Origin of the sequence: Campylobacter mucosalis (genome assembly GCF_013372205.1) — a bacterium.
GTDB lineage: Bacteria > Campylobacterota > Campylobacteria > Campylobacterales > Campylobacteraceae > Campylobacter_A > Campylobacter_A mucosalis.
Map to the genome: position 1 here is coordinate 1,006,039 of NZ_CP053831.1, position 19,592 is coordinate 1,025,630.

The 19,592-nt window shown below is 36.9% G+C and carries 24 protein-coding genes; 12 read left to right on the plus strand and 12 right to left on the minus strand.

Translation table 11 applies throughout. The features are described 5' to 3' along the window. Positions 1 to 5: 5 nt before the first annotated feature. From ilvC to ruvX, 4 genes are read left to right on the plus strand one after another with little or no spacing between them, the layout of a single operon-like run. Entirely contained in the window at positions 6 to 1,028 is a 1,023-nt protein-coding gene (gene ilvC, locus CMCT_RS05315) for a ketol-acid reductoisomerase (RefSeq protein ID WP_034966792.1), read from the plus strand. Between the two features lie 3 nt (positions 1,029 to 1,031). Continuing rightward, the gene (locus CMCT_RS05320) at positions 1,032 to 2,288 is read left to right on the plus strand and encodes a divergent polysaccharide deacetylase family protein (RefSeq protein WP_034966789.1); all 1,257 of its coding nucleotides are present in this window, start codon (positions 1,032 to 1,034) and stop codon (positions 2,286 to 2,288) included. Continuing rightward, entirely contained in the window at positions 2,272 to 3,051 is a 780-nt protein-coding gene (dprA, locus tag CMCT_RS05325; RefSeq protein WP_034966787.1) for a DNA-processing protein DprA, read from the plus strand. The genes CMCT_RS05320 and dprA overlap by 17 nt, the downstream gene beginning before the upstream one ends. A gap of 1 nt (position 3,052) precedes the next feature. Beyond that, complete coding sequence (gene ruvX / locus CMCT_RS05330; protein WP_034966784.1) at positions 3,053 to 3,436, plus strand: Holliday junction resolvase RuvX; 384 nt, start codon at positions 3,053 to 3,055, stop codon at positions 3,434 to 3,436. On the opposite strand, the gene CMCT_RS05335 is transcribed toward ruvX, so the two are convergent. The 9 genes from CMCT_RS05335 to CMCT_RS05375 all read right to left on the minus strand — a co-directional run bounded on the left by CMCT_RS05335 (position 3,429) and on the right by CMCT_RS05375 (position 9,867). After that, a complete protein-coding gene (locus CMCT_RS05335) occupies positions 3,429 to 3,887 on the minus strand; it encodes a hypothetical protein (protein ID WP_034966781.1) in 459 nt (152 codons plus the stop codon). The two genes, ruvX and CMCT_RS05335, sit on opposite strands and share 8 nt — an antisense overlap. Next, positions 3,884 to 4,588 (minus strand): lysophospholipid acyltransferase family protein, encoded by a 705-nt coding sequence (locus CMCT_RS05340; protein WP_051654804.1) that lies wholly within the window; start codon positions 4,586 to 4,588, stop codon positions 3,884 to 3,886. The genes CMCT_RS05335 and CMCT_RS05340 overlap by 4 nt, the downstream gene beginning before the upstream one ends. Next, positions 4,572 to 5,873, minus strand: a complete 1,302-nt coding sequence (gene miaB / locus CMCT_RS05345) for a tRNA (N6-isopentenyl adenosine(37)-C2)-methylthiotransferase MiaB (RefSeq protein ID WP_176325135.1) — start codon at positions 5,871 to 5,873, stop codon at positions 4,572 to 4,574. The genes CMCT_RS05340 and miaB overlap by 17 nt, the downstream gene beginning before the upstream one ends. Then, positions 5,870 to 6,112 (minus strand): HP0268 family nuclease, encoded by a 243-nt coding sequence (locus tag CMCT_RS05350; RefSeq protein WP_034966776.1) that lies wholly within the window; start codon positions 6,110 to 6,112, stop codon positions 5,870 to 5,872. The genes miaB and CMCT_RS05350 overlap by 4 nt, the downstream gene beginning before the upstream one ends. 62 nt (positions 6,113 to 6,174) lie before the next feature. Beyond that, positions 6,175 to 7,188: a pseudaminic acid synthase gene (gene pseI, locus CMCT_RS05355; RefSeq protein ID WP_034966773.1), complete on the minus strand. Its 1,014-nt coding sequence runs from the start codon at positions 7,186 to 7,188 to the stop codon at positions 6,175 to 6,177. A 2-nt stretch (positions 7,189 to 7,190) separates the two neighbouring features. Then, the gene (locus CMCT_RS05360) at positions 7,191 to 7,907 is read right to left on the minus strand and encodes a class I SAM-dependent methyltransferase (protein WP_034966770.1); all 717 of its coding nucleotides are present in this window, start codon (positions 7,905 to 7,907) and stop codon (positions 7,191 to 7,193) included. 1 nt (position 7,908) lies between these two features. Next, positions 7,909 to 8,748 carry an ATP-grasp domain-containing protein gene (locus CMCT_RS05365; protein WP_176325050.1) on the minus strand — a complete coding sequence of 280 codons (840 nt, stop codon included), beginning with the start codon at positions 8,746 to 8,748 and terminating at the stop codon, positions 7,909 to 7,911. Beyond that, positions 8,663 to 9,091, minus strand: coding sequence for a hypothetical protein (locus tag CMCT_RS05370; RefSeq protein WP_176325051.1), 429 nt, complete (start codon positions 9,089 to 9,091; stop codon positions 8,663 to 8,665). The genes CMCT_RS05365 and CMCT_RS05370 overlap by 86 nt, the downstream gene beginning before the upstream one ends. Then, a complete protein-coding gene (locus tag CMCT_RS05375; RefSeq protein WP_051654803.1) occupies positions 9,079 to 9,867 on the minus strand; it encodes a TIM barrel protein in 789 nt (262 codons plus the stop codon). The genes CMCT_RS05370 and CMCT_RS05375 overlap by 13 nt, the downstream gene beginning before the upstream one ends. A 128-nt stretch (positions 9,868 to 9,995) precedes the next feature. Between CMCT_RS05375 and nusA the strand changes: the two genes are divergently transcribed. After that, a complete protein-coding gene (gene nusA, locus CMCT_RS05380; RefSeq protein ID WP_034967589.1) occupies positions 9,996 to 11,093 on the plus strand; it encodes a transcription termination factor NusA in 1,098 nt (365 codons plus the stop codon). On the opposite strand, the gene recG is transcribed toward nusA, so the two are convergent. The 3 genes from recG to CMCT_RS05395 are packed head-to-tail and all read right to left on the minus strand — an operon-like array spanning position 11,094 to position 15,174. Then, positions 11,094 to 12,911 carry an ATP-dependent DNA helicase RecG gene (recG, locus tag CMCT_RS05385; protein ID WP_034966765.1) on the minus strand — a complete coding sequence of 606 codons (1,818 nt, stop codon included), beginning with the start codon at positions 12,909 to 12,911 and terminating at the stop codon, positions 11,094 to 11,096. After that, the gene (locus tag CMCT_RS05390) at positions 12,901 to 14,127 is read right to left on the minus strand and encodes a M16 family metallopeptidase (RefSeq protein ID WP_176325052.1); all 1,227 of its coding nucleotides are present in this window, start codon (positions 14,125 to 14,127) and stop codon (positions 12,901 to 12,903) included. The genes recG and CMCT_RS05390 overlap by 11 nt, the downstream gene beginning before the upstream one ends. Next, positions 14,128 to 15,174 carry a dehypoxanthine futalosine cyclase gene (locus tag CMCT_RS05395; RefSeq protein ID WP_034967588.1) on the minus strand — a complete coding sequence of 349 codons (1,047 nt, stop codon included), beginning with the start codon at positions 15,172 to 15,174 and terminating at the stop codon, positions 14,128 to 14,130. A gap of 98 nt (positions 15,175 to 15,272) precedes the next feature. Between CMCT_RS05395 and CMCT_RS05400 the strand changes: the two genes are divergently transcribed. The 7 genes from CMCT_RS05400 to CMCT_RS05430 are packed head-to-tail and all read left to right on the plus strand — an operon-like array spanning position 15,273 to position 19,551. Continuing rightward, positions 15,273 to 15,548, plus strand: coding sequence for a hypothetical protein (locus tag CMCT_RS05400; protein ID WP_034966763.1), 276 nt, complete (start codon positions 15,273 to 15,275; stop codon positions 15,546 to 15,548). 35 nt (positions 15,549 to 15,583) lie between these two features. Beyond that, the gene (locus CMCT_RS05405) at positions 15,584 to 15,991 is read left to right on the plus strand and encodes a copper resistance protein NlpE (RefSeq protein WP_034966761.1); all 408 of its coding nucleotides are present in this window, start codon (positions 15,584 to 15,586) and stop codon (positions 15,989 to 15,991) included. Beyond that, positions 15,988 to 16,842, plus strand: a complete 855-nt coding sequence (locus CMCT_RS05410) for a hypothetical protein (protein ID WP_034966759.1) — start codon at positions 15,988 to 15,990, stop codon at positions 16,840 to 16,842. Before CMCT_RS05405 ends, CMCT_RS05410 begins: the two co-directional genes overlap by 4 nt. A gap of 3 nt (positions 16,843 to 16,845) precedes the next feature. Continuing rightward, positions 16,846 to 18,042 carry an MFS transporter gene (locus tag CMCT_RS05415; RefSeq protein WP_034966756.1) on the plus strand — a complete coding sequence of 399 codons (1,197 nt, stop codon included), beginning with the start codon at positions 16,846 to 16,848 and terminating at the stop codon, positions 18,040 to 18,042. Between the two features lie 26 nt (positions 18,043 to 18,068). Beyond that, positions 18,069 to 18,380 carry a hypothetical protein gene (locus CMCT_RS05420; RefSeq protein WP_034966753.1) on the plus strand — a complete coding sequence of 104 codons (312 nt, stop codon included), beginning with the start codon at positions 18,069 to 18,071 and terminating at the stop codon, positions 18,378 to 18,380. Between the two features lie 2 nt (positions 18,381 to 18,382). Next, the gene (locus CMCT_RS05425) at positions 18,383 to 19,045 is read left to right on the plus strand and encodes a tetratricopeptide repeat protein (protein ID WP_034966751.1); all 663 of its coding nucleotides are present in this window, start codon (positions 18,383 to 18,385) and stop codon (positions 19,043 to 19,045) included. After that, positions 19,042 to 19,551 carry a tetratricopeptide repeat protein gene (locus tag CMCT_RS05430; protein WP_051654802.1) on the plus strand — a complete coding sequence of 170 codons (510 nt, stop codon included), beginning with the start codon at positions 19,042 to 19,044 and terminating at the stop codon, positions 19,549 to 19,551. The genes CMCT_RS05425 and CMCT_RS05430 overlap by 4 nt, the downstream gene beginning before the upstream one ends. Positions 19,552 to 19,592 lie beyond the last annotated feature (41 nt).

The following is a 19,592-nucleotide window of genomic DNA, read 5'->3' on the forward strand; positions in this document are numbered from 1 at the left end:
ACCTTATGGCAGTAAATATTTACTACGACAAAGATTGCGATTTAAGCTTAATAAAAAGCAAAAAGGTCGCTATCATCGGCTTTGGCTCACAAGGACACGCACACGCTGAAAATTTAAGAGATAGCGGCGTAAAGGTCATCATCGGACTTGCTAAGGACGGTAAAAGCTGGGCAAAAGCAGAGGCAAAAGGCTTTGAAGTAAAAAGCGTAGCAGAGGCTAGCAAAGAAGCTGACGTAGTGATGATTTTAACGCCTGATGAGCTTCAAGCTGAAATTTATAAAAAAGAGATTGAGCCAAATTTAAAAGACGGCGCGGCTATCGCATTTGGACACGGATTTAACGTGCATTTTGGGCAAATTAAAGCACCAGTAAACATTGACGTTATAATGATAGCTCCAAAAGCACCAGGACACACGGTAAGAAGTGAGTTTATAAAGGGTGGCGGGATACCTGATTTAATCGCTGTTGAGCAAAATGCAAGTGGTAAAGCAAAAGAGTTAGCCCTAAGCTACGCAAGTGCGATAGGTGGTGGCAGAACCGGCATTATTGAAACAACATTTAAAGACGAAACGGAAACAGATCTATTTGGCGAACAAGCTGTGCTTTGCGGCGGACTTTGTGCATTAGTAAATGCTGGATTTGAGACCCTTGTAGAGGCTGGATATGAGCCTGAAATGGCATATTTTGAGTGCTTACACGAGCTAAAACTAATCGTTGATCTAATGTATCAAGGCGGTATGGCTGATATGCGTTACTCTATCTCAAATACTGCTGAATACGGCGATTACGTAAGTGGCGTAAGAGTAATAAACGAAGATAGCAAAAAGGCGATGAAAGATATTTTAAAAGAGATTCAAAACGGCACATTTGCTAAAAATTTCGTCCTTGAAAGAACGACTGGATATGCTAGAATGAACGCTGAGCGTGGCATTGCTGAAAGAAGCCTGCTAAATCAAACTGGCAAAAAACTTCGTGCGATGATGCCGTGGATAGCAGCAAATAAAATCGTAGATCAAAACAAAAACTAAACTTTGACTGCCAAAAAAAATACAAAAAAGCGAACCACCAAAAGCAAAAAAAGCGGTGGTCGCTTTAAAATTTACGCCGTTTTAGCGCTATTTGGACTGCTTATAGCTGGGCTTATTTACATATCTCTTAAAAGTACTCCAAAAAAAGAGCAAACAAGTGAACCTAAAACACAAAAAACAGAGCAGATACACATATTAAACACCAAAGATGTCATAAAAAAAGAGCAAAAAAACGTCAGGCAAAGCGTGAAATTTGATAAAGATGAAAACTTAAGCAAAATTTTCCTTGATCCAAAAAGCCTAGATGAAACTCACTCGCTATCTCAAAAGTCAAAACCTAAAAATAACTCAACCAAACAAATAATCAAAAAAGAGCAAAACACAACAATAATAAAAGAGATAAAAGCTGAAGCAAATACCAGCAAAATAAAAGATAAAATCATTAAAAAAACAGAACTAGACGTAGTTTTTAACGACACGATACAAATACAAAAAGAGCAAAATTTAACAAAAAAGCAAGAGATAAAAGAGATAAAAAAGCCAAAAGATGAGCCAGTTTATAAAAAAATAGATAAAAAGCCAGAGCCAATAAAGCAAAATTTCAAAAAGGGTAAATTAGCCATTATCATCGATGATATTGGGACATTTTCACAAGCAAATTTTACTAGATCTGCTGGTGTATTATTTACCCCATCAATTTTCCCGTCCTCAAAAGATCATCCAGACACACCAAAAATAGCAAAAACATTTAAAGCCTATATGATACACCTACCAATGCAAGCACAAAATTTTCATAGCCCCGAAGCAGACACTCTAAAAGTGGGCGATAGCTACGAAACAATCCTAAAAAAGATACAAAAAATCAAGCAGGATTTCCCAAATGTGAAATTTATCAACAATCACACCGGAAGCAAATTTACTAGCAGTTTTGACGCAATGGATAGAGTTTTTAAAGTATTTGAAAAAGAAAATTTAATCTTCATAGATAGCAAAACCGCGCCAACGACAAAGGTTAATGAAGTCGCCAAAAAATATGGCAAAAAATATGTCAGCAGAGACGTTTTTCTAGATGATACCGATAATAAAAAAATGATAAGAGTAGAGCTTGAAAAAGCCGTCAAAATAGCACAAAAAAACGGTCTTGCAATAGCTATCGGACACCCTCGTAAAAACACGATAGAAGTGCTAAAAAACTCAAAAGATCTACTGCAACAAGTTGAGCTGGTTTATCTAAAGGATATTTATGAACTTTATAGATAAATCAGAGCTTCCGCGTGAGCTGTTTCGCTTAGGAAATCCACCAAATGGGCTATTTTACATCGGAAACAAAGAACTTTTACATCTCCCAAAAATCGCAATAGTTGGCTCACGAAAGGCAAGTGTATATACAAAAAACTGCGTAAATGAGCTATCAAAACGGCTTAAAAACGCAGATGTGTGCGTAGTAAGCGGTGGTGCTATCGGCGTTGATATAGCAGCACACACAGCTGCCCTGCCCTACACTATCGGTGTTTTTGCAAACGGACTTGACATAATCTATCCAAAAAGCAACGAAAAAATCATATCTGAAATTTACAAAAACGGTCTTGTAATAAGCGAATACGAGCCAAATAGCACGCCACTACGACATAGATTTTTAGAGCGAAACCGAATAGTCGTGTCGCTGTGCAAGGCACTTGTCGTCGCACAAGCGGATTTACAAAGTGGCTCACTTCAGAGTGCTAGAATAGCAAATGAAATCGGGGTACCACTCTTTGTCCTGCCTCAACGTATCGGCGAGAGCAATGGCACGAACCTGCTTTTAGCGAACAAAAAAGCCAGTCTTATTGCCGATTTTGACGAATTTGTAGCAATGTTTGTCCAAAAAACAAAACCACAAAACAGCCAAGATGACAAGATATTGCAATTTTGTAAAAATGGCGTCAGCCTTGATAAAGCACTGGCAAAATTTGGCAATAAAATCTATGAATACGAGCTTGAAGGCAAAATTGAGATATCAAATTTAACAGCAAGAAGCATTTAAAATGAACGAAAAAATCATCTGTATCGACATAGGGCTAAAGCGTATCGGTATGGCGTATGCATATAAGGACGTAGTAGTCCCACTAGAGCCGATTTTACGTAAAAATCGCAATCAAGCAGCAAGAGATGTTTTAAACGCTATAAATCAAAGAGATGTTAAAAAACTCATCATCGGTGTACCAATTGGCGGTTCTAGCGAAGATGAGATGAGAAGACGAATTGAGCATTTTGTCTCACTTTTAAATTTTAACGGCGAAATTTTTTATCAAAACGAGGCTTTTAGTAGCTTTGAAGCCAGTGAACTAGTAGATGATAACAGAGATGGCAAATTTGATAGTGTCGCAGCGATGATAATTTTAAAAAGATTTTTATCTAAATCTAGTTAGTTTTATCAAAAAGCTCTTTTTTAAGCGTTAAGAAATTCTCATAAATACCCTCTGCTTCGAGCTTAAGGTCGCTATCTACATTTACCTTACTTAAAGAGTGATACTCATCTATGACAATCTCACACATTATATTTATACGAGCTTTGTCGCTACTATCGACGCCTTTTTGGCTCATTTTTCGTATATCATCTAAAAATTTTTTACCCTGAACAACATATCTCTCAAGCTTTAACGCCCTTTGAGAATTTACAAAAACACTCATTGCTAGTTTGTTGTAAGTATCCAATTTCAAAGCTTGTTTGCTAGTTTCGTAAGCATTTTGATAATTGCCAACGCTCTGGTAAAATCTAGCCTTAAAAGCAAGTTGGTACGACCCGCTTGTTTCAAGATAAAACCAGCAACAAAGAATTATAAAAATAGCGATTAGTACGCTTATAGTCTTGCTTTTCATTTTAGTTTTTTACGCTCTTGCTTGGCCCACCACGACTTTAAATTAAGCACAAAATCCGCCTTTTGCTCACTCACGCTTTTATCGCTTATCTCCCAAAGTTTAAGCTGGATTAGCTCTTTTGCCTCATCTAAACTAAGCTCTGCCACGCTAAATGGCGATGAGAGCGTGAAATTTATGGTGCTAAATGGCTTTGGGATTATCATCTTATCCCAGCTTTTAAGCTGCCAAAAGCTACTTGCTTCATAGTTTAGGGCGTAAATTTCGCTCCCGGTCTTTTGAGCTACTGCCACAGCACCGTCTGCTACGCTATGCCTTGGTCCTCTTGGGCCGTCAGGCGTGATGATGACATCTGTGCCGTTTTTTATCTCTTTAATGGCGTTTATTAGCACCTTTGCCCCGCCTTTTGAGCTACTACCCCTAAGTGTGCCGATACCAAAAAATTTTATGATTCTAGCGATTATTTCGCCGTCTTTGTGGTCGCTTATGATTACCTTGCCGACACGATTACGCCAAAATTTTAAATATGCATAGCTCATAAATGCGAGTCTACCGTGCCAAAAGACAACAACAGCTGGTTTTTGCTTAAATTCTCCGTGATATGTCTTTTTGCAGGTTAAAAATATTAGTTTGATTAAAAAAAACACCGCATAAACGCTAAAATTTATAAAAATTTTACGTTTAATCTCACGCCAAATTCCCATAAAGCACCATACGTTTTGGGTTATCAACCTTGACTTTTAGCGTCTTACCAAGTAGCTCTTCACTGCCCTGAACTTGCACTAAAAAGTTATTAAAACTACGTCCAGCCACACCGCCATTTGCACGAAGCTCTTCAAAATAGACATCAAAAATTTTGCCATTTTGTGCTTTTACGATCTCATCTAAAATTTCATTATGACGATTTTGCAAGTGAGTTAGTCTAGCAGAAGCCACATTTTCAGGAATTTGATTGCCAAACTCCGCTGCTTTTGTAAGAGGACGTGGCGAGTATTTAAAGCTAAAAATTTGCTCAAATCTAACCTTTTCAATCACATCCATTGTATCGGCAAACTCATCATCACTCTCACCCGGAAATGCCACGATTATATCGGTTGAAATGCTTACATCAGGGGCTAGTGAACGAAGTTTTAAGGCACGATCTAAAAACCACTCTTTTGTATAACCACGCTTCATCTCACGCAAAACCTTGGTATTGCCGCTTTGAAGTGGCATATGCATTGATTTACAAATTTTAGGATTTTTGCTAAATACTTCTAAAAATTTATCATCCATATGAAGTGGATGAGGGCTTGTAAAGCGAATGCGTTCTACGCCGTCAATCTCGCTAAGGCGGACGAGTAAGTCGCTAAAATCAACCTTTTCGTGGGCATTTGAGAAGCGTTTGCCGTAATTATTTACATTTTGTCCTAGCAAAAATATCTCTTTTGCACCGCTGTCTGCCGCCTTTTTAGCTTCGCTTAAAATTAGGTTCATTGGGATTGAAATTTCATCGCCTCTTGTGTGAGGGACGATACAATAGGTGCATTTTTTATCGCAACCTATTGAGATATTTATATATGATTTAAATGGCGAGCCGCGAAATTCCCCAAAAGCATAGTCGCTCTCATCGTAGTTTATATCAGTGCTTACGAATTTTGGCGTATTTACGGCAGTCGTTATCTTGCTTATATTTCTAGCACCTAAAACAAAATCAACATAAGGTGCTTTTTTAAAAATTTCACTACCTAAATGCGAAGCCGTGCAACCGCAAACTCCGATTTTAGCACCTGCCTTTTTTGCCTTTTCAAACGCTCCAACCTCGCTAAAAAGCTTATGCACCGGCTTTTCACGAACCGAGCAGGTGTTTATTAAAATCAAATCCGCTTCGCCGATATCTTGGGTTAATTCGTAATTTTCTTTCTCTTTTAGCTCGGCGATGATATGCTCACTATCACGCACATTCATCGCACAACCTAAGGTCTGTATAAAAAGCTTTTTACTCATTATAAAATATGCACTTCATACATATAGTCGTTCTCATCAAGTCCGTATTTTACGACTCTGTGATAGACGCTTAACCCTTTTTCTTCAAAAAACTCAACCAAAGCGATTAGCTGTTTGTGGCTGTTTTCTTTATCAAAATAAAAAATTTTCTGTCCCTCTTTGCTTACTGATTGTTCTATTTTATCTAGACTAATCGCTTTTGGCTTTGCGTTTAGCTCACTTCTAGCAAGTTTTAACTCCATTTTCTATCCTTTCTTTTTGCTTATAAACTTGTGAATATAGCAAAATCATCATAAAAAACGCATTAAAGCTCAACATCTTCAAATTTTAATGGCGTTGCAAATGCTAAATCTCGCTTTGCTTTTTTGCCTAAAATTTCATCATAATAACGTGGATGAAGCCCATTTGATGGACGAACTGAACGCAAATTTTCAGGCGTAAAAATTTCTCCCTTTTTCATATCTTTTGCCACAAAAAGCGACCTTGCACTTTTGCGATTTTTAAGATTTATGCTGTAATCAACCTTGCCAAGTGCAAGAGCTGTATTTTTTACCGCCTCACTCATTGCTTTAAATTCATCATAATTTAACGAAAATCCACTATCTTCGCCACCAAGCGATCTATCAATCGTAAAGTGCTTTTCAATAACACTAACCCCAAGTGCAGTCGCCACAATAGGCACTTCAAGGCTCATTGAGTGATCGCTTAATCCGACTTTTACGCCAAGTGGAGTTAGTTTTTCTAACATATCTTTAATGGTAAGCAAATTCATATCCTCAACCCTAGCTGGATAACTTGAAGTGCATTTTAGTATCGTAATGTCGTTGTTGCCGACTTTTTTACACGCCTGTATGGCTTCAATAATCTCATCAAAGCTTGAAATTCCAGCCGAAATTATCATCGGCTTTTTAAATTTAGCAGCATAAGAGATTAACGCATAATCAATAGCTTCAAATGAGGCAATTTTATACATTGGCACATCTATGCTCTCTAAAAAATCAACCGCACTAAAATCAAATGGCGTTGAGAAAAAGCCAATATCAATACTTTTTGCATAGTCGCTAAGCTCACGCTGCCACTGCCACGGCGTGTATGCCTTTGAGTAAAGCTCATAAAGACTTTGCCCAGCCCAAAGTCCATCATCTTGCGTCATAAAAATCTCATCTTTTGAATTTAGCGTGATTGTGTCAGCGGTATAGGTTTGAATTTTTACAGCATCAGCCCCAGCATCTTTTGCTGCTTTTATGATTTTTAGAGCCAAACTCTTATCTCCGCAGTGATTTGCCGACATTTCAGCGATGATAAATGGTCGTTTCATTTTTAGTCCTTTTTAGCTCTCACTATCCAAAATGAGTTGAAAATTTTGCCATTATTTTGAGTAAATTCCTCTTTATCAATGCTTAAAATTTTAAGTCCAGATTTGTTAAAAATTTCATTTAAATCATCAAGCGAATAAAACGAATATGTTAAATTTTCGTGGCTTTTTCTCGTTATTTTATAGATATTTTCACCAATTTTTACTGCCTCATTTTTAAGTCCGTCGGTGTTGCTTCTAAGGTTTATAAAAATCTCGCCACCACTTTTTAACTGCGATTTAAAATCGCTTAATAATTTTGCCGCTAAATCCTTGTGATAAAGGTGCAAAACACCCCAGCAAAGCACAGCATCAGCCCTAAAATCGCCTAAAATTTCATCTAAATTTCTATCTTCATTTGAGTATAACTCTAACGAAGCATTTTCTAAATCAAATCGCCCTTGTCTAAACTCGCTTTTATCTTTTATAACGCCAAATTTCAGAGCAGTAATTTCAAGCGGGGCTGTGTTAATATCAATGCCAACTAGCCGTTTTGAGCCACTATTAGCAAAAGCAAAAAGATGCCTACCAGTGGCACAGCCATAATCAATCACGCTCTCTGGCTTAGTCATAGCAGCAAACCTAGCCACCGCTTCGTGCGGATAGATAAGATCGCCACTAACAGCAAGTTTATCCCAAATTTTTAACTGCTCTTTATAAAATTTAAAGTCATTATTTAACATTTTATGCCTTTTTTAAAGTCTTTATTAGCTCATTTACGTGCTTAATGCACTCATTTTTATCGCTACCTAAAATCACGGCAAATCCCCTATTCATAATACTTTTGCCATCTTTTACTTCGCCTAAATTTTGGCTATTATTGCACTCATATTTTACGATTTTAAACTCATCTTTTAAACGCATAAACTCATCAATCTCAAAGTCAAAATCAAAATACTTAATGAGTGCTTGTTTATAAAATTTTGGTGTAAAATCAAATGGCAAATTCTGCATAAAATTTAGCCACTCATCAAGTAAACTAACGCCAGTTACCAGTCTAAGAAAAACACTGCTTAAATAGTGTCCGCTTGGGCGTGGGGCTAGCTCAATTATAAACACCGAGCCGTCATCTTTGATGATTACATCGGCATTTAAGAGAGAATTTTTAATCCCAAGTCTAGCCACTGCCTTTTGAATATGCTTACTAACGGCTAAAACTTCGTTTATAGCGACATTTGCTACGCATTGACGAAATGGATAAGGGGTTATGATTTTCTCACGCATTAAAACGCTTTTAAAAACGCCGTCTATCACGACACCATCAACGCCAATTTCAGTGCCAAACACAAGAGTTTCAGCCAAAAAGTCCTCTTTAAAAACATCAATTTGACTTAAAATTTTATCAAACTCATCTTTGTTAAAACATACCATAACATCTCTGCTACCACTGCCAAAACGTGGCTTTATGATGAGTGGAAATTCTTTTGGCGTGAAATTTTTAGTAATAATTTCGCAGTTTATATCTCGCAAATTTTGCTTCATCACGCCTATTTTTCTTCCAAAAAGCTCTCGCACCCCCCCCATTTAGGGCGTTATGAAAGGCTAATTTATCAGTGCAAAGATTAAGTGTATTAAAATCGTCTGTGTTTTTAATCTTAAAATACTCATTTATCGCGCCCGTTGTGATTAAAAATCTACCTATTGGCACTGGCAAAACAAAGAGTGGATTTAAGCAGTTTTGCTTTAAAATTTCAATGATATTTTTTGGGTCTTTAATATCACAAACAAAGCCAAAATCGGCGATTTTTAACCCAGCAGCCTTGCTATCGCCATCAAATGCTGCCACCTTTAAACCACGCATTTTAGCCCTATTTATAGCAAAAACACTCTCAGCACTAGCCCCAATCACAACCGCTACATCTTGCATAAAATTCCCTTTAAAAAATTACTATCTTTAATAAAATCATCTAAATTTTCACTGCTATTTTTGTTTGTTTCAATAGCGACTGGCTTGTTTTTGTCAATAATTTTTGCGATTTTTTCAAAGTCAAAACTGCCCTTGCCAAAATTTAAATGTGCGTCAAAAACGCTGGTGCTATCGTTATCGCTTAGATGATAAACGGCTGGATTTAGCGAGTTTAAAAGCTCTAAATAGCCATAAATTTCAAGCCCCTGATAATTTGCAGAACAAATTGCGTGTCCGATATCAAGGCATATTTTAACGCCAGTTTGGGCGATGATTTTCTCTAAATCGCTAAAAGTTGAACCAACACAAAAAAGCTCCTTTTTATCCTTTGTAGGCACGATAAATGGCTTATTTTCAATGATAAAATCATATTTTTGCCTAAGATGTAAAATTTGATAAATGCTCTCATCAACGCTCCCGCCAATGCCCGGATGAAAAAGCGTGTAAAATGCGTCTAAATTTTTAGCCCAAAAAAACGCCTCATCTGCCATTTTTTCGTTGCTTTCACGCTTTGATTTATTTGAGAAATCAAGCGAATGAGAAAAGTGCGGTGCGTGAATGGCAAATGGGATTTTTAGCTCATCTTTTAGCTCTTGCCACATTGGCAAAAAATCAGTCGTATTTGGCAAAGCATAAAGCTCAATGTAGTCAAAATGTCCAGCCCTGTAAAGCTGTTTAGCAGGTAAAATGTAGTTTTGATTGTGCGACCAAAGTTTAAGTCCAAGATTATTTTGCATACTTTACCTTAAAATCTTTGGTGCAATTATAGACTTAAAAATATAAAAGGTGCATTAAAGTTTTTATTATGTATAATCGCCAAACTTCAAAAGCTAAATTCCCAAAATTTATCAAAATCGGAGCAAAAATGGAGAGAATATCAGATATTATTGAATCAATAGCAAATGAAAAAGGGCTTGATATAAACGAAGTAAAAGAGCGTGTAAAACGCGCAATAATCAACACAGCAAAGCACGTTTATGGGCAAAATTACGAATACGACGTGGTTATTGACAGCAGTAAAAATGTAAAACTTTATCAGAAAATTTCGGTAGTAGAAAATGATGATGAGCGTTTAAATGAGGACAATGAGCATTTTATCAGTATCAAAGAGGCAAAAAAGATTGATAATCAAATAGAACTTGGCGATGAGCTAACCTACGAGCTAAGTCTTGATAACCTTGGCAGAACGGCAGCCCAGACGCTTCATAAAGAGCTTGAATATCACATCCAAAGGCTAGTTGAAGAGCAAATTTTTCACAAATACACCGATATGCAGGGGCAAATCGTCTTTGGCTCGGTAGTTAGGGTTGATGAGAATGAAAATACATTTATTGAGATTGATGAACTTAGGGCGATTTTGCCACGTAAAAACCGCATAAAGGGCGAGAAATTCGCTGTTGGCGATGTCGTAAAAGCAGTAATTAGAAAGGTTATTGCTGATAAAAATTTAGGCATAAAAGTAGAACTTTCAAGAACTTCACCAAAATTCCTTGAAGCGCTCTTAAAATCAGAGGTGCCTGAGATTAAGGACGGAGCGATTATTATTCACAATAGTGCCAGGATTCCGGGTGAGCGAGCCAAAGTCGCCCTAATCTCAACCACACCAAACATTGACCCAATCGGCGCGACGGTTGGTACAAAAGGCGTTAGGATAAATGCAGTAAGCAAGGAGTTAAACGGCGAAAATATTGATGTTGTCGAATACTCAAGCGAACCTGCGATATTTATCACTCGCGCGATGAGCCCAGCAATAATTAGCGCCGTTAGCATAGATGGACAAAAGGCAACTTTAAGTTTAGTTAGCGAACAAAAGAGCAAAGCTATCGGAAAAAGCGGCATAAACATAAGACTTGCGAGTATGCTAACAGGCTTTGAGATAGAGCTAAATGAGATAGGAAACAACGAAAAATCATCTAACAACAACGGACTACAAGGACTAAAAGCACTATTTGGCGAACTATAATCAAAGAGCCATTTTGGCTCTTTCTAGCCTATCTTTTGCGATCTGGGCTAAATTTTCTTCGTATTCATAAAAATTAAATGTCGCTCCGTGCTGTGCTGTACCGTCAAGAATATCGCCACTTTGGCGGTTTTTTAGATCAATCTGGGCGATTTTAAACCCGTCAAGCGTGTTTGAAAACTCAACTAAACGCTTTGGTGGATTTTTAAGCTTTGTGTATAAAAAGCAGTATCCGTCTCCACCATTTCGCCCCACACGACCACGAAGCTGATGAAGTGTAGCAAGTCCTAAACGCTCAGCTCCAACGACTAAAATCGTGCTAAGACGAGGCAACGATATGCCTACTTCAACGATAGTCGTGGCTAAAAGCAAGTCGCCATTTTGCCTAAAATCAAGCAAAACTTGCTCTTTTTGCCTATCTTTGCCGTGCGTGATATAGACATTTTTGAAATTTTCTAGCCAGAAATTTTGAGCTTCGCTTAGGCTTTGGTAGTTAAAATTTTCTGAACTCTCAACAAGTGGATAGACGATGATTGCTTGATGGCCTTTTGAAATTTCACTTCTTAAATGGGCTAAAAATGCGCTAAATCCGCTGTTTTGTAAAATTTGTGTTTTGATGTTTTTCTTAAAAGGCATCTGTTTTAAGAAGCTAAAATCTACAAGCGATGACTGGATTAGGCTTAGCGTTCTTGGTATTGGCGTGGCAGAAAACTGCACGAAAGTTGTGCGTTTTTCTCCGTCTTTTACCAGCTCGTCAATCTTTGCTCTTTGGTTTGAGCCAAAGCGGTGTTGCTCGTCAATCATAATAATATTTGCCTTTGGCAACTCCTTAAACAAAAGCACGTGAGTGCCGATGATAAAGCAAGGCTCATCTAAATTTACATTTTTTTCGCCACTTTTTACTAGCAAAATTTTCATAAATTTTGGTAGTAACCTAATGGCTTCTGTGTAAATTTGCTCGGCTAAAATGCTAGTTGGTGCCATTAAAATGGCCTTTTTAGGATAAACGCTTAGTGCTGCTGCTAAAATCACTAGGGTTTTACCGCTGCCAACATCGCCCATTACGACACGGCGTTTTGCCTGAGGGCTAACTAAATCGGATCTGATGTCGTTTATGGCGTTTTTTTGGTCGTTTGTAGGTGTAAATGGCAGGGTGTTTAGCCACTCATCTATGTTAAAAAGCTCTGTTGTTTTGTTTAAAAAGTGCGTTTTTTTACCGCTTAGCTTTTTGATGTAGTTAAAAATTTCAACAAATTTTAGCGTTTCTAGCCCAGTATTTTGGCTTTTTAGAGCATTTAGCATATCAATGCTCCCGCTATCTGCTTTTTGAAAATTTAGTAAAAAATCAGCTTCATTTTCATTTAATCCTTCGCCTAAAAGATTATCTTTTGTTACATATTTTGCGATTAAAGTCGCGATTTTTTCATCTTTTAAATCGGCTTTAAATTTTGGCTTAATCTGCCCTGTTTTGGTTAAAATTTTTGGATTTGTGATTTGATAAGAGCCGTAATTAAACGTGCAGTTGCCGTGTAAAATCATCTCTTTATCACGCTTAAAAACTCCGTAATGCCAAGGTTTTGCGTTAAAAATGACAATTTTAATTTCCACATCCCAGGTCTGGCAAAATGCGTTAATTATCAAAAGTCCGCCATTAGCTCTTCTTTGGTCACCAACCTTTACAGCCACGCAAACATCGCCATTTTTTGGCTCGTTTGAGATCGTGCTATCCTCAAAGCTTTTTGGCAAAAAAAGTGCTAAATCAAGCAGTGAAATGACGCCGATTTTGGCTAAATCGGCTCTGTCTGTTAGCTCAAATTTCATCTCTTAAAATACAAAAGCTAAGTTTGCTAATCTCATCGTGAGAAGCGATAAAATCGTTAATCTCGTTTAGTTTTAGCCCTTTTATCTTTTCAAGCTCATCTAAAAACGAGCCGAGCTTTACGCCCCTGTAAAATTCGCCATAAGCGATATCAAGCCTACGAAATAGCGTTTCAAGCCGAAGTGGTAGTGAGCCGACTAAAAATTTCTTAGCCTGTTCTAGCTCGTTTTTGCTTATGCCTGATTTTATAAATTTATTAAACTCATCTTTAACGACGCCAACCGCCTCGTCTTTACTCTCATTTTTAGTTTGCAAGTAGCCAAAAATTTGCGAGTGGCTTAAATTTAGCACGTTTTTGGCGTATGCTGAGTAGGCTAGTCCTCTTTTTACGCGGATTTGCTCCATTAAACGTGAGCCAAAACCGCTCTCGCCAAGCACAAAGGTTGCCACACTAGCCTTGTAACGCTCATCATCACTTACATTATATGGCGAACCAAAGTAAATGTAGGCTTGTTCGCTTGGTTTTACTATCTCTTTTAGTTGCTCGTTTTGGCTGGTTTTTAGCCTTTTTAGCTCGTTTTTTACGCCCTCTTTTAAAATTTCAAGCGGACTTTTTAAAATTTCAAGCTCGCTTGCCTTAACATCTCCGCCAAAGACGATAAAAAGGTTATTTAACACTAAATTTTGGCTAAAAAACGCCCTTATCTCATCTAAATTTATGCTTTTTACGCTCTCGTTTGTGCCGATACTTGGGTAGCTTAGATTTGTTTTTGGGTATAAAATTTCAAACAAGCCCCACTTTGCTAGGTAGTCGTTATCATTTTGATTACTTGCGATATCGCCAAGCGTGATAGTTTGGCACTTTTTTAGGATCTCATTGCTAAAATTTGGCTCTTTTAGCAGTTTAGTTAGCATATTTACGCCAAAGCTAAAATGCTCTTTTAGGCAGTTTAGCTCAATTAAAAATGTCTCAAAACCAGCACTCACATTTAGGCTAATCGCCCTTTTTTCAAGCTCTTTTGCAAAGCCCTCCCAGCCTAAAATTTTATCGCCCTCATTTAGCATAAGTGCCGTCATTTTTGCCACACCGCTTTTTTGCTCACTGCATACGCCAGATGCCCTAAAAACTAGCTTTAAGCTTACTATGGGTAGTGAGTTTTGACTCTCAAAAACGACTGGAATTTTTATGTTTTTAACGTTTAAATCTAAAATTTTCATCTAAAATCTCTCTAAAATATCGTAGTTTGTATTGCGTTTTGCTGGATTTTCGCCTATATCTTTAATAAGCTCTATCATCTGTGCTTGATTCATTCTAAACTCTGCTCCTGCGGCTTTTACGACATTTTCTTCCATCATCGTTGAGCCTAAGTCATTTGCACCAAAAAGCAAGGCAAGTTGCCCTACATAGCTACCCTGCGTGACCCAGCTACTTTGGATATTTTTAAAGTTATCCAAAAACAGCCTTGAAACGGCAAGTAGTCTTAAATAGCGATTTGAACTTTGCTTTTGTATTTCTGGGTGCTGCGCCATTAATTTTGTATTTAACCCTTGAAAACTCCATAAAATAAATGCTCTAAAACCGCCTGTAATGTCTTGTAAATTTCTAATATGCTCCCAGTGCTTAACAATCTCGTGCGTAGTTTCAACCGTGCCAAACATCATCGTTGCTGTTGATTTTAGTCCCACGCCGTGAGCTTCTTGGTGGATTTTTAGCCACGTAGCGGTATCGCATTTTTTTGGAGCGATGATGTCGCGGACTCTATCGCTTAAAATTTCAGCCCCAGCACCCGGTATTGAGTAAAGCCCCTTTGCTTTTAATCTTTGTAAAACTTCAAGGGTTGAGATCTTTGAGACTCTTGCGATGTAGTCTATCTCTACTGCCGAAAAGCCGTGTACGTCAATGCTAGGATAGTTTTTACTTATAAATTCCAAAAGCTCTTCATACCACTCTATTTTTAGCTTTGGATGAACGCCGCCTTGAAAGAGAATTTGCGTCCCACCAATCTCTAAAAGTTCATCAATCTTTTTACCTATCTCATCAAAGCTTAAAACGTAAGCCTCATCCTCTTTTGCGTGGCGATAAAATGCACAAAATTTGCAATCAACCCAGCAAACATTTGTGTAATTTATATTTCTATCAACGATAAAAGTTGTCGTTTTATCAGGGTGAAGCTCACGCTTTTTTGCAAGTGCTAGTCGCCCAAGCTCGGTAAGCTCGGCGTTTTCTATCAAATCAACGGCCTCATCAACACTAAGTCTTTTCAAATTTTTACCTTTTAAATTTTTGGCAAAGTGTAGCAAAATTTAGCTTTTAAAAAGTAAATTTTAGTAAAATAGCTAGAAATTTTTTAAAAGGAGAAAAGATGAAAAAATTTCTAATTTTTATTGCAAGTGTTGCACTTTTTGTTGGTTGTGCCAAAAGCCCTGAACCTACAAATGCAGGTATGTCCAATAAATGCGACTGTATGGCAAAGATAAAAGAGGCTCAAGCAAAAGCTGGTTGTAACGCCAAAGCTAATTGCAATATGCAAATGCCAAATGATAGCCACCACAAAGGCGTGTCAAAAGATGCAAAAATGCCAAATGACAAGGCTCATCAAAACCTAATGCATCAAGACTGCCCTGTGCATAAACACTAAAATTTAGGGGCTATGCCCCTTTTTACAGGAAAAATATGAGAATTTTATCAGCCATTTTTTTTATTATATTTTTAGCAGGTTGTGCAACAGATAAAGCAGAGATAACGCAATGTGTCAATGAAAACTGCGTAGTTAAAGAAATTTCAGTTATCGGTGTTTATGAAACCACCTTGCCCTGTGCTGACTGTGACGGGATAAAGGCAACTTTGACGTTAAAAACCGACAACAAATTTGAGTTAAAACTAGAGTATTTACAAGATAATGACATCGATTTACAAAGCGGAAAATACGCCATAAAAGACGATATAATCACAACTATAAACCTATACAAAGAGAAGCGTTTGTATAAAATAGATGGTTTAAATTTAAAAATGTTAGACGAAGAAGCAAGTGAAATTTCAGGCGAACTTAGCGAGTTTTATAACTTTAAACGCATAAAATGAAAAAATGGATATTTTTACTTCTTGCTACGATAAATTTTTTATATGCCATTGAAAAAAGCGTAAATTTTAAAGGCTTTGGTAGCTATTTTAACGACGAACTTAAAGAGCTAATACTTATAGATAAAGATACAAACACAAGCAACATCATCTTTTGGGATAAAAAAATCATCAAAGATAGCAACAATCGTATCTGGAAAAAGCTAGAACCATTAAAAGTGGCGTCAAGTTTTGCCAATAAAAATAGCGTTATATCCATAGCTCCCGAGCGAGATAATGCTCTAATAAGCGGAAAAATAGATGGGCACTTTATAGACGCAAAAGCCGTGTTTAAAGATGGTGTGTATATCGCTGGAAATTTAAAAATCATCGCTTTAAAAGATAAAATTTTTATATCTAATATGGAATTTAAAAAAATAGATAACTCATTTTTAATCACAAAAAATTCAGTTGGCAGAATTTGCAAAAATAGCCATAGCCAAGATCTTATAAAAGAATTTGGCACAAACAACCTAAAACGCATAACGCAGATAAAACAGCAGAGTGCTTACTATGCCTTAAGCTTAGATGAGCGTCTTTTTGCGTATGAAATTTATAACAACAAAATCACAAAACTAAACATACTAAGCCCAAAATTTAAAACCATCGAGGGTATAGGACTTAACTCCAGCTTTAAAGATATAAAAAATAGCCTAAAAATAGACGACTTTAGCGTTCATAAAAATAAAATTTCACTAAAAATAGATAGCTACAATATGGTTTTACATCTCTTAAGCGATATTAAAAATGAGCCAAAAAGTTTAGAAGATATCGATGAAAACGCAAAAGTTAAACAAATTTTAATATCTTGGTAAAATATGAAAATGCACCTAAAATTACTAAAAACAAACCGAAATTTTATGCTAATTAGTGCGATTCAGCTTATTTGCTACTTTGGTGCTTGGTTTTCACAAACTGGAATTTTCACGCTACTTATAGAGTTAAAAGCTCCAGTGTGGGCCATAACAATCTCGGCGGCAATGGCTTTTATACCAGGTATCATACTAGCCCCATTTAGCGGAATTTTAATAGACAAATTTAGAGCAAAACCTATGCTTGTCGTTATGATTTTAATAGAGTGTATAAGCGTTCTTGTGCTAATTTTCATAAACTCTCTGTCGCTTTTATGGCTACTTTTGCTAATTATATTTGTAAGAATGGGCGTTAGCGGGGTGCATTTTCAAGTTGAAATGAGTGTCTTGCCAAAAATTTTAACACCAAGCGAGTTAAAAATAGCAAACGAGATACACTCCATAATTTGGGCTGTTGCTTACACCGCTGGTATGGGACTTTCTGGGATTTACATACACTTTTTTGGAGTTAAAAGCGCCTTTTTATTCGACTGTGGTCTTTACCTTGTGGGATTTGCGTTTTTACTATCAACAAATTTACCAAATAGCATAAATAGCACTACAAAATCAGCAATATCTATGCTAAAAGACGGACTTAGATACATTAATCAAAACAGAGTTATCCTACATCTTATACTTCTTCATAGCTTTGTTGGTTTAGTTTCTTATGACGCACTTATAGCATTACTTGCTGACTATCACTACAAAGGAATCCTTAGCACAGCACTACTCATAGGCTTTACAAATGCTTCAAGAGCTATCGCATTAATAGCAGGTCCTGCAATACTTAGCAAAATTGTAAATAGTAAAAATTTACACATTTTTTATATCGGTCAGGGTGTTGGTATCATCATTTGGGCGTGTTTGCAGTTTAACTTCTATCTTGGTTTTATAGGTATGTTTTTTGCTGGATTTTTTACATCTACACTTTGGAGCTACACATACACAATGCTTCAACAAAAGTGTGACGAGAAATTTTATGGACGCGTAATCGCATATAACGATATGTGTTATCTAGCTATGAGTGCGTTTGTGTCACTTGCCATTGGGCTACTTTTTGAACTTGGCTTATCACTATGGCTGATAACGATTTTTATGGGGATAATATTTTTCATAGGTGCAATGTATTATAATTTTGTAGAAAAAAACTACAATTTAAGCTAAAATACCAAAATTTTAAAGGAGCAAAAATGGACAAAACCGCACTTTTAACACAGCTTGGCTATAACATAGACGAGGCAAATATCACTCAGCTAGAACGCATACTAAACAACACAGACGGACTAAATCCACAAAGCGTCATATCTCTAAATGACAAGCTAAAGCCACACCTTTGCTTTGTGGCGATGAGTAGCTCTGAGGATAGACTAAAGATAAAAAATGTCGCACAAGTAGACGAGATAAGAGTGGTAGTTGATGAGATTATTTTAAATTGGGCTAGTAAAAACAAGCTAAATTTAAAAAAGGTAAACGAAACAACTTACTATATATTAGGAAAATGATAATGAAATCGTTGTTTTTAATAGCCATTATGTTTTTGCTTACCGGATGTGTCACAACAAAAGTGTTCGATGATACAAAGCCACAAACCAAGCAAGAGCCACAGATACAGCAACCTCAAAAAGAGGATAAAACAAGGGCTTATCGCGAACTAATAACTGCCTTAGAATCAAAATGTGAGCTAGGGGATATCAAGGCTTGTAACGATATTGGCGTAAATTATGAAAATTTAAACGAATATAAAAAAGCGGTAGAGTATTACAAAATAGCTTGCGATGGCGGAATAGAAAGAGGTTGTGCAAACCTTGGCTTAATGTATGAAAACGCAAAAGGTGTAGATAAAAATCCACAAATGGCTCTTGAAATTTACAAAACATCGTGCAATAACGGCGGAGAGCTATCGTGCTACTATCTTGCAAACGCTTACAGAAAGGGCGATATAGTCGTGCAAGACTATGCAGTTGCTATGGACGCATACACCAGTGCTTGTAAGCTTGGCGACGTCCCATCTTGTGCAAATATAGGCTCTATGTATGAGCTTGGACTTGGTGTGCAAAAAGATGAGCAAAGGGCTTATAAAATTTACAAAGTTGCTTGCTATAGGGGACTTGAAAAAGCTTGTGTGCATATGAAGCGACTAGCAAACAAACTAGGGGTACAGCAATGAAAAAAGCCCTACTTTTAGCCACTTTGATGGCTGTTTTTAGCGGGTGTTCGTGGCAGAGTATTTTAACATTTGGGCTTATAAAAAGCGATGAGGAAATTTTAGAACAAAAAGCAAAAGACGAGCTAGAAAATACCAAGCAAACTTGCATTGATAAAAATAACGCCATAGCTTGTAACAACGCTGCTGTAAGCTACTCTGAGCTTAAAGATTTTAAAAATGCAAGAGAATTTTATAAAAGATCTTGCGAGTTAAATTTGGCAACAGCTTGTTCAAATTTGGGTCAAATTTATGAGCATGGACTAGTTGATGAGCAAAGAGATGAAAATATGGCACTTGCGTATTACAAGCTTGGTTGCCAAAGCAAAGACGGAGTTGGTTGCTACAACGAAGCTCTGCTAAGATACAATCAAGACAGACAAAATTTCAAGCAAACTCTTGAGCTACTTAAAAAAAGCTGTTTGCTTGAGTATAAACAGGCTTGTGTCCTGTTAGAAAAATTAAAATAAAAGTTAATTTTAATTGTTTTTAATGCGATTTTAGCTAACAT

Bases quoted from the DNA above. Each gene is read 5' to 3' on its own strand.
- CMCT_RS05420 (WP_034966753.1), top strand. From the start codon at position 18,069: ATGGACAAAACCGCACTTTTAACACAGCTTGGCTATAACATAGACGAG.
- recG (WP_034966765.1), bottom strand. From the start codon at position 12,911: ATGAAATTTGAGCTAACAGACAGAGCCGATTTAGCCAAAATCGGCGTC.
- CMCT_RS05400 (WP_034966763.1), top strand. From the start codon at position 15,273: ATGAAAAAATTTCTAATTTTTATTGCAAGTGTTGCACTTTTTGTTGGT.
- CMCT_RS05340 (WP_051654804.1), bottom strand. From the start codon at position 4,588: ATGGGAATTTGGCGTGAGATTAAACGTAAAATTTTTATAAATTTTAGC.
- ruvX (WP_034966784.1), top strand. From the start codon at position 3,053: ATGAACGAAAAAATCATCTGTATCGACATAGGGCTAAAGCGTATCGGT.
- CMCT_RS05390 (WP_176325052.1), bottom strand. From the start codon at position 14,127: ATGAAAATTTTAGATTTAAACGTTAAAAACATAAAAATTCCAGTCGTT.
- CMCT_RS05360 (WP_034966770.1), bottom strand. From the start codon at position 7,907: ATGTTAAATAATGACTTTAAATTTTATAAAGAGCAGTTAAAAATTTGG.
- CMCT_RS05370 (WP_176325051.1), bottom strand. From the start codon at position 9,091: ATGCAAGATGTAGCGGTTGTGATTGGGGCTAGTGCTGAGAGTGTTTTT.
- CMCT_RS05365 (WP_176325050.1), bottom strand. From the start codon at position 8,748: ATGGGGGGGGTGCGAGAGCTTTTTGGAAGAAAAATAGGCGTGATGAAG.
- ilvC (WP_034966792.1), top strand. From the start codon at position 6: ATGGCAGTAAATATTTACTACGACAAAGATTGCGATTTAAGCTTAATA.
- dprA (WP_034966787.1), top strand. From the start codon at position 2,272: ATGAACTTTATAGATAAATCAGAGCTTCCGCGTGAGCTGTTTCGCTTA.
- pseI (WP_034966773.1), bottom strand. From the start codon at position 7,188: ATGAAACGACCATTTATCATCGCTGAAATGTCGGCAAATCACTGCGGA.
- CMCT_RS05375 (WP_051654803.1), bottom strand. From the start codon at position 9,867: ATGCAAAATAATCTTGGACTTAAACTTTGGTCGCACAATCAAAACTAC.
- CMCT_RS05410 (WP_034966759.1), top strand. From the start codon at position 15,988: ATGAAAAAATGGATATTTTTACTTCTTGCTACGATAAATTTTTTATAT.
- CMCT_RS05405 (WP_034966761.1), top strand. From the start codon at position 15,584: ATGAGAATTTTATCAGCCATTTTTTTTATTATATTTTTAGCAGGTTGT.
- CMCT_RS05415 (WP_034966756.1), top strand. From the start codon at position 16,846: ATGAAAATGCACCTAAAATTACTAAAAACAAACCGAAATTTTATGCTA.
- nusA (WP_034967589.1), top strand. From the start codon at position 9,996: ATGGAGAGAATATCAGATATTATTGAATCAATAGCAAATGAAAAAGGG.
- CMCT_RS05350 (WP_034966776.1), bottom strand. From the start codon at position 6,112: ATGGAGTTAAAACTTGCTAGAAGTGAGCTAAACGCAAAGCCAAAAGCG.
- CMCT_RS05430 (WP_051654802.1), top strand. From the start codon at position 19,042: ATGAAAAAAGCCCTACTTTTAGCCACTTTGATGGCTGTTTTTAGCGGG.
- CMCT_RS05425 (WP_034966751.1), top strand. From the start codon at position 18,383: ATGAAATCGTTGTTTTTAATAGCCATTATGTTTTTGCTTACCGGATGT.
- CMCT_RS05335 (WP_034966781.1), bottom strand. From the start codon at position 3,887: ATGAAAAGCAAGACTATAAGCGTACTAATCGCTATTTTTATAATTCTT.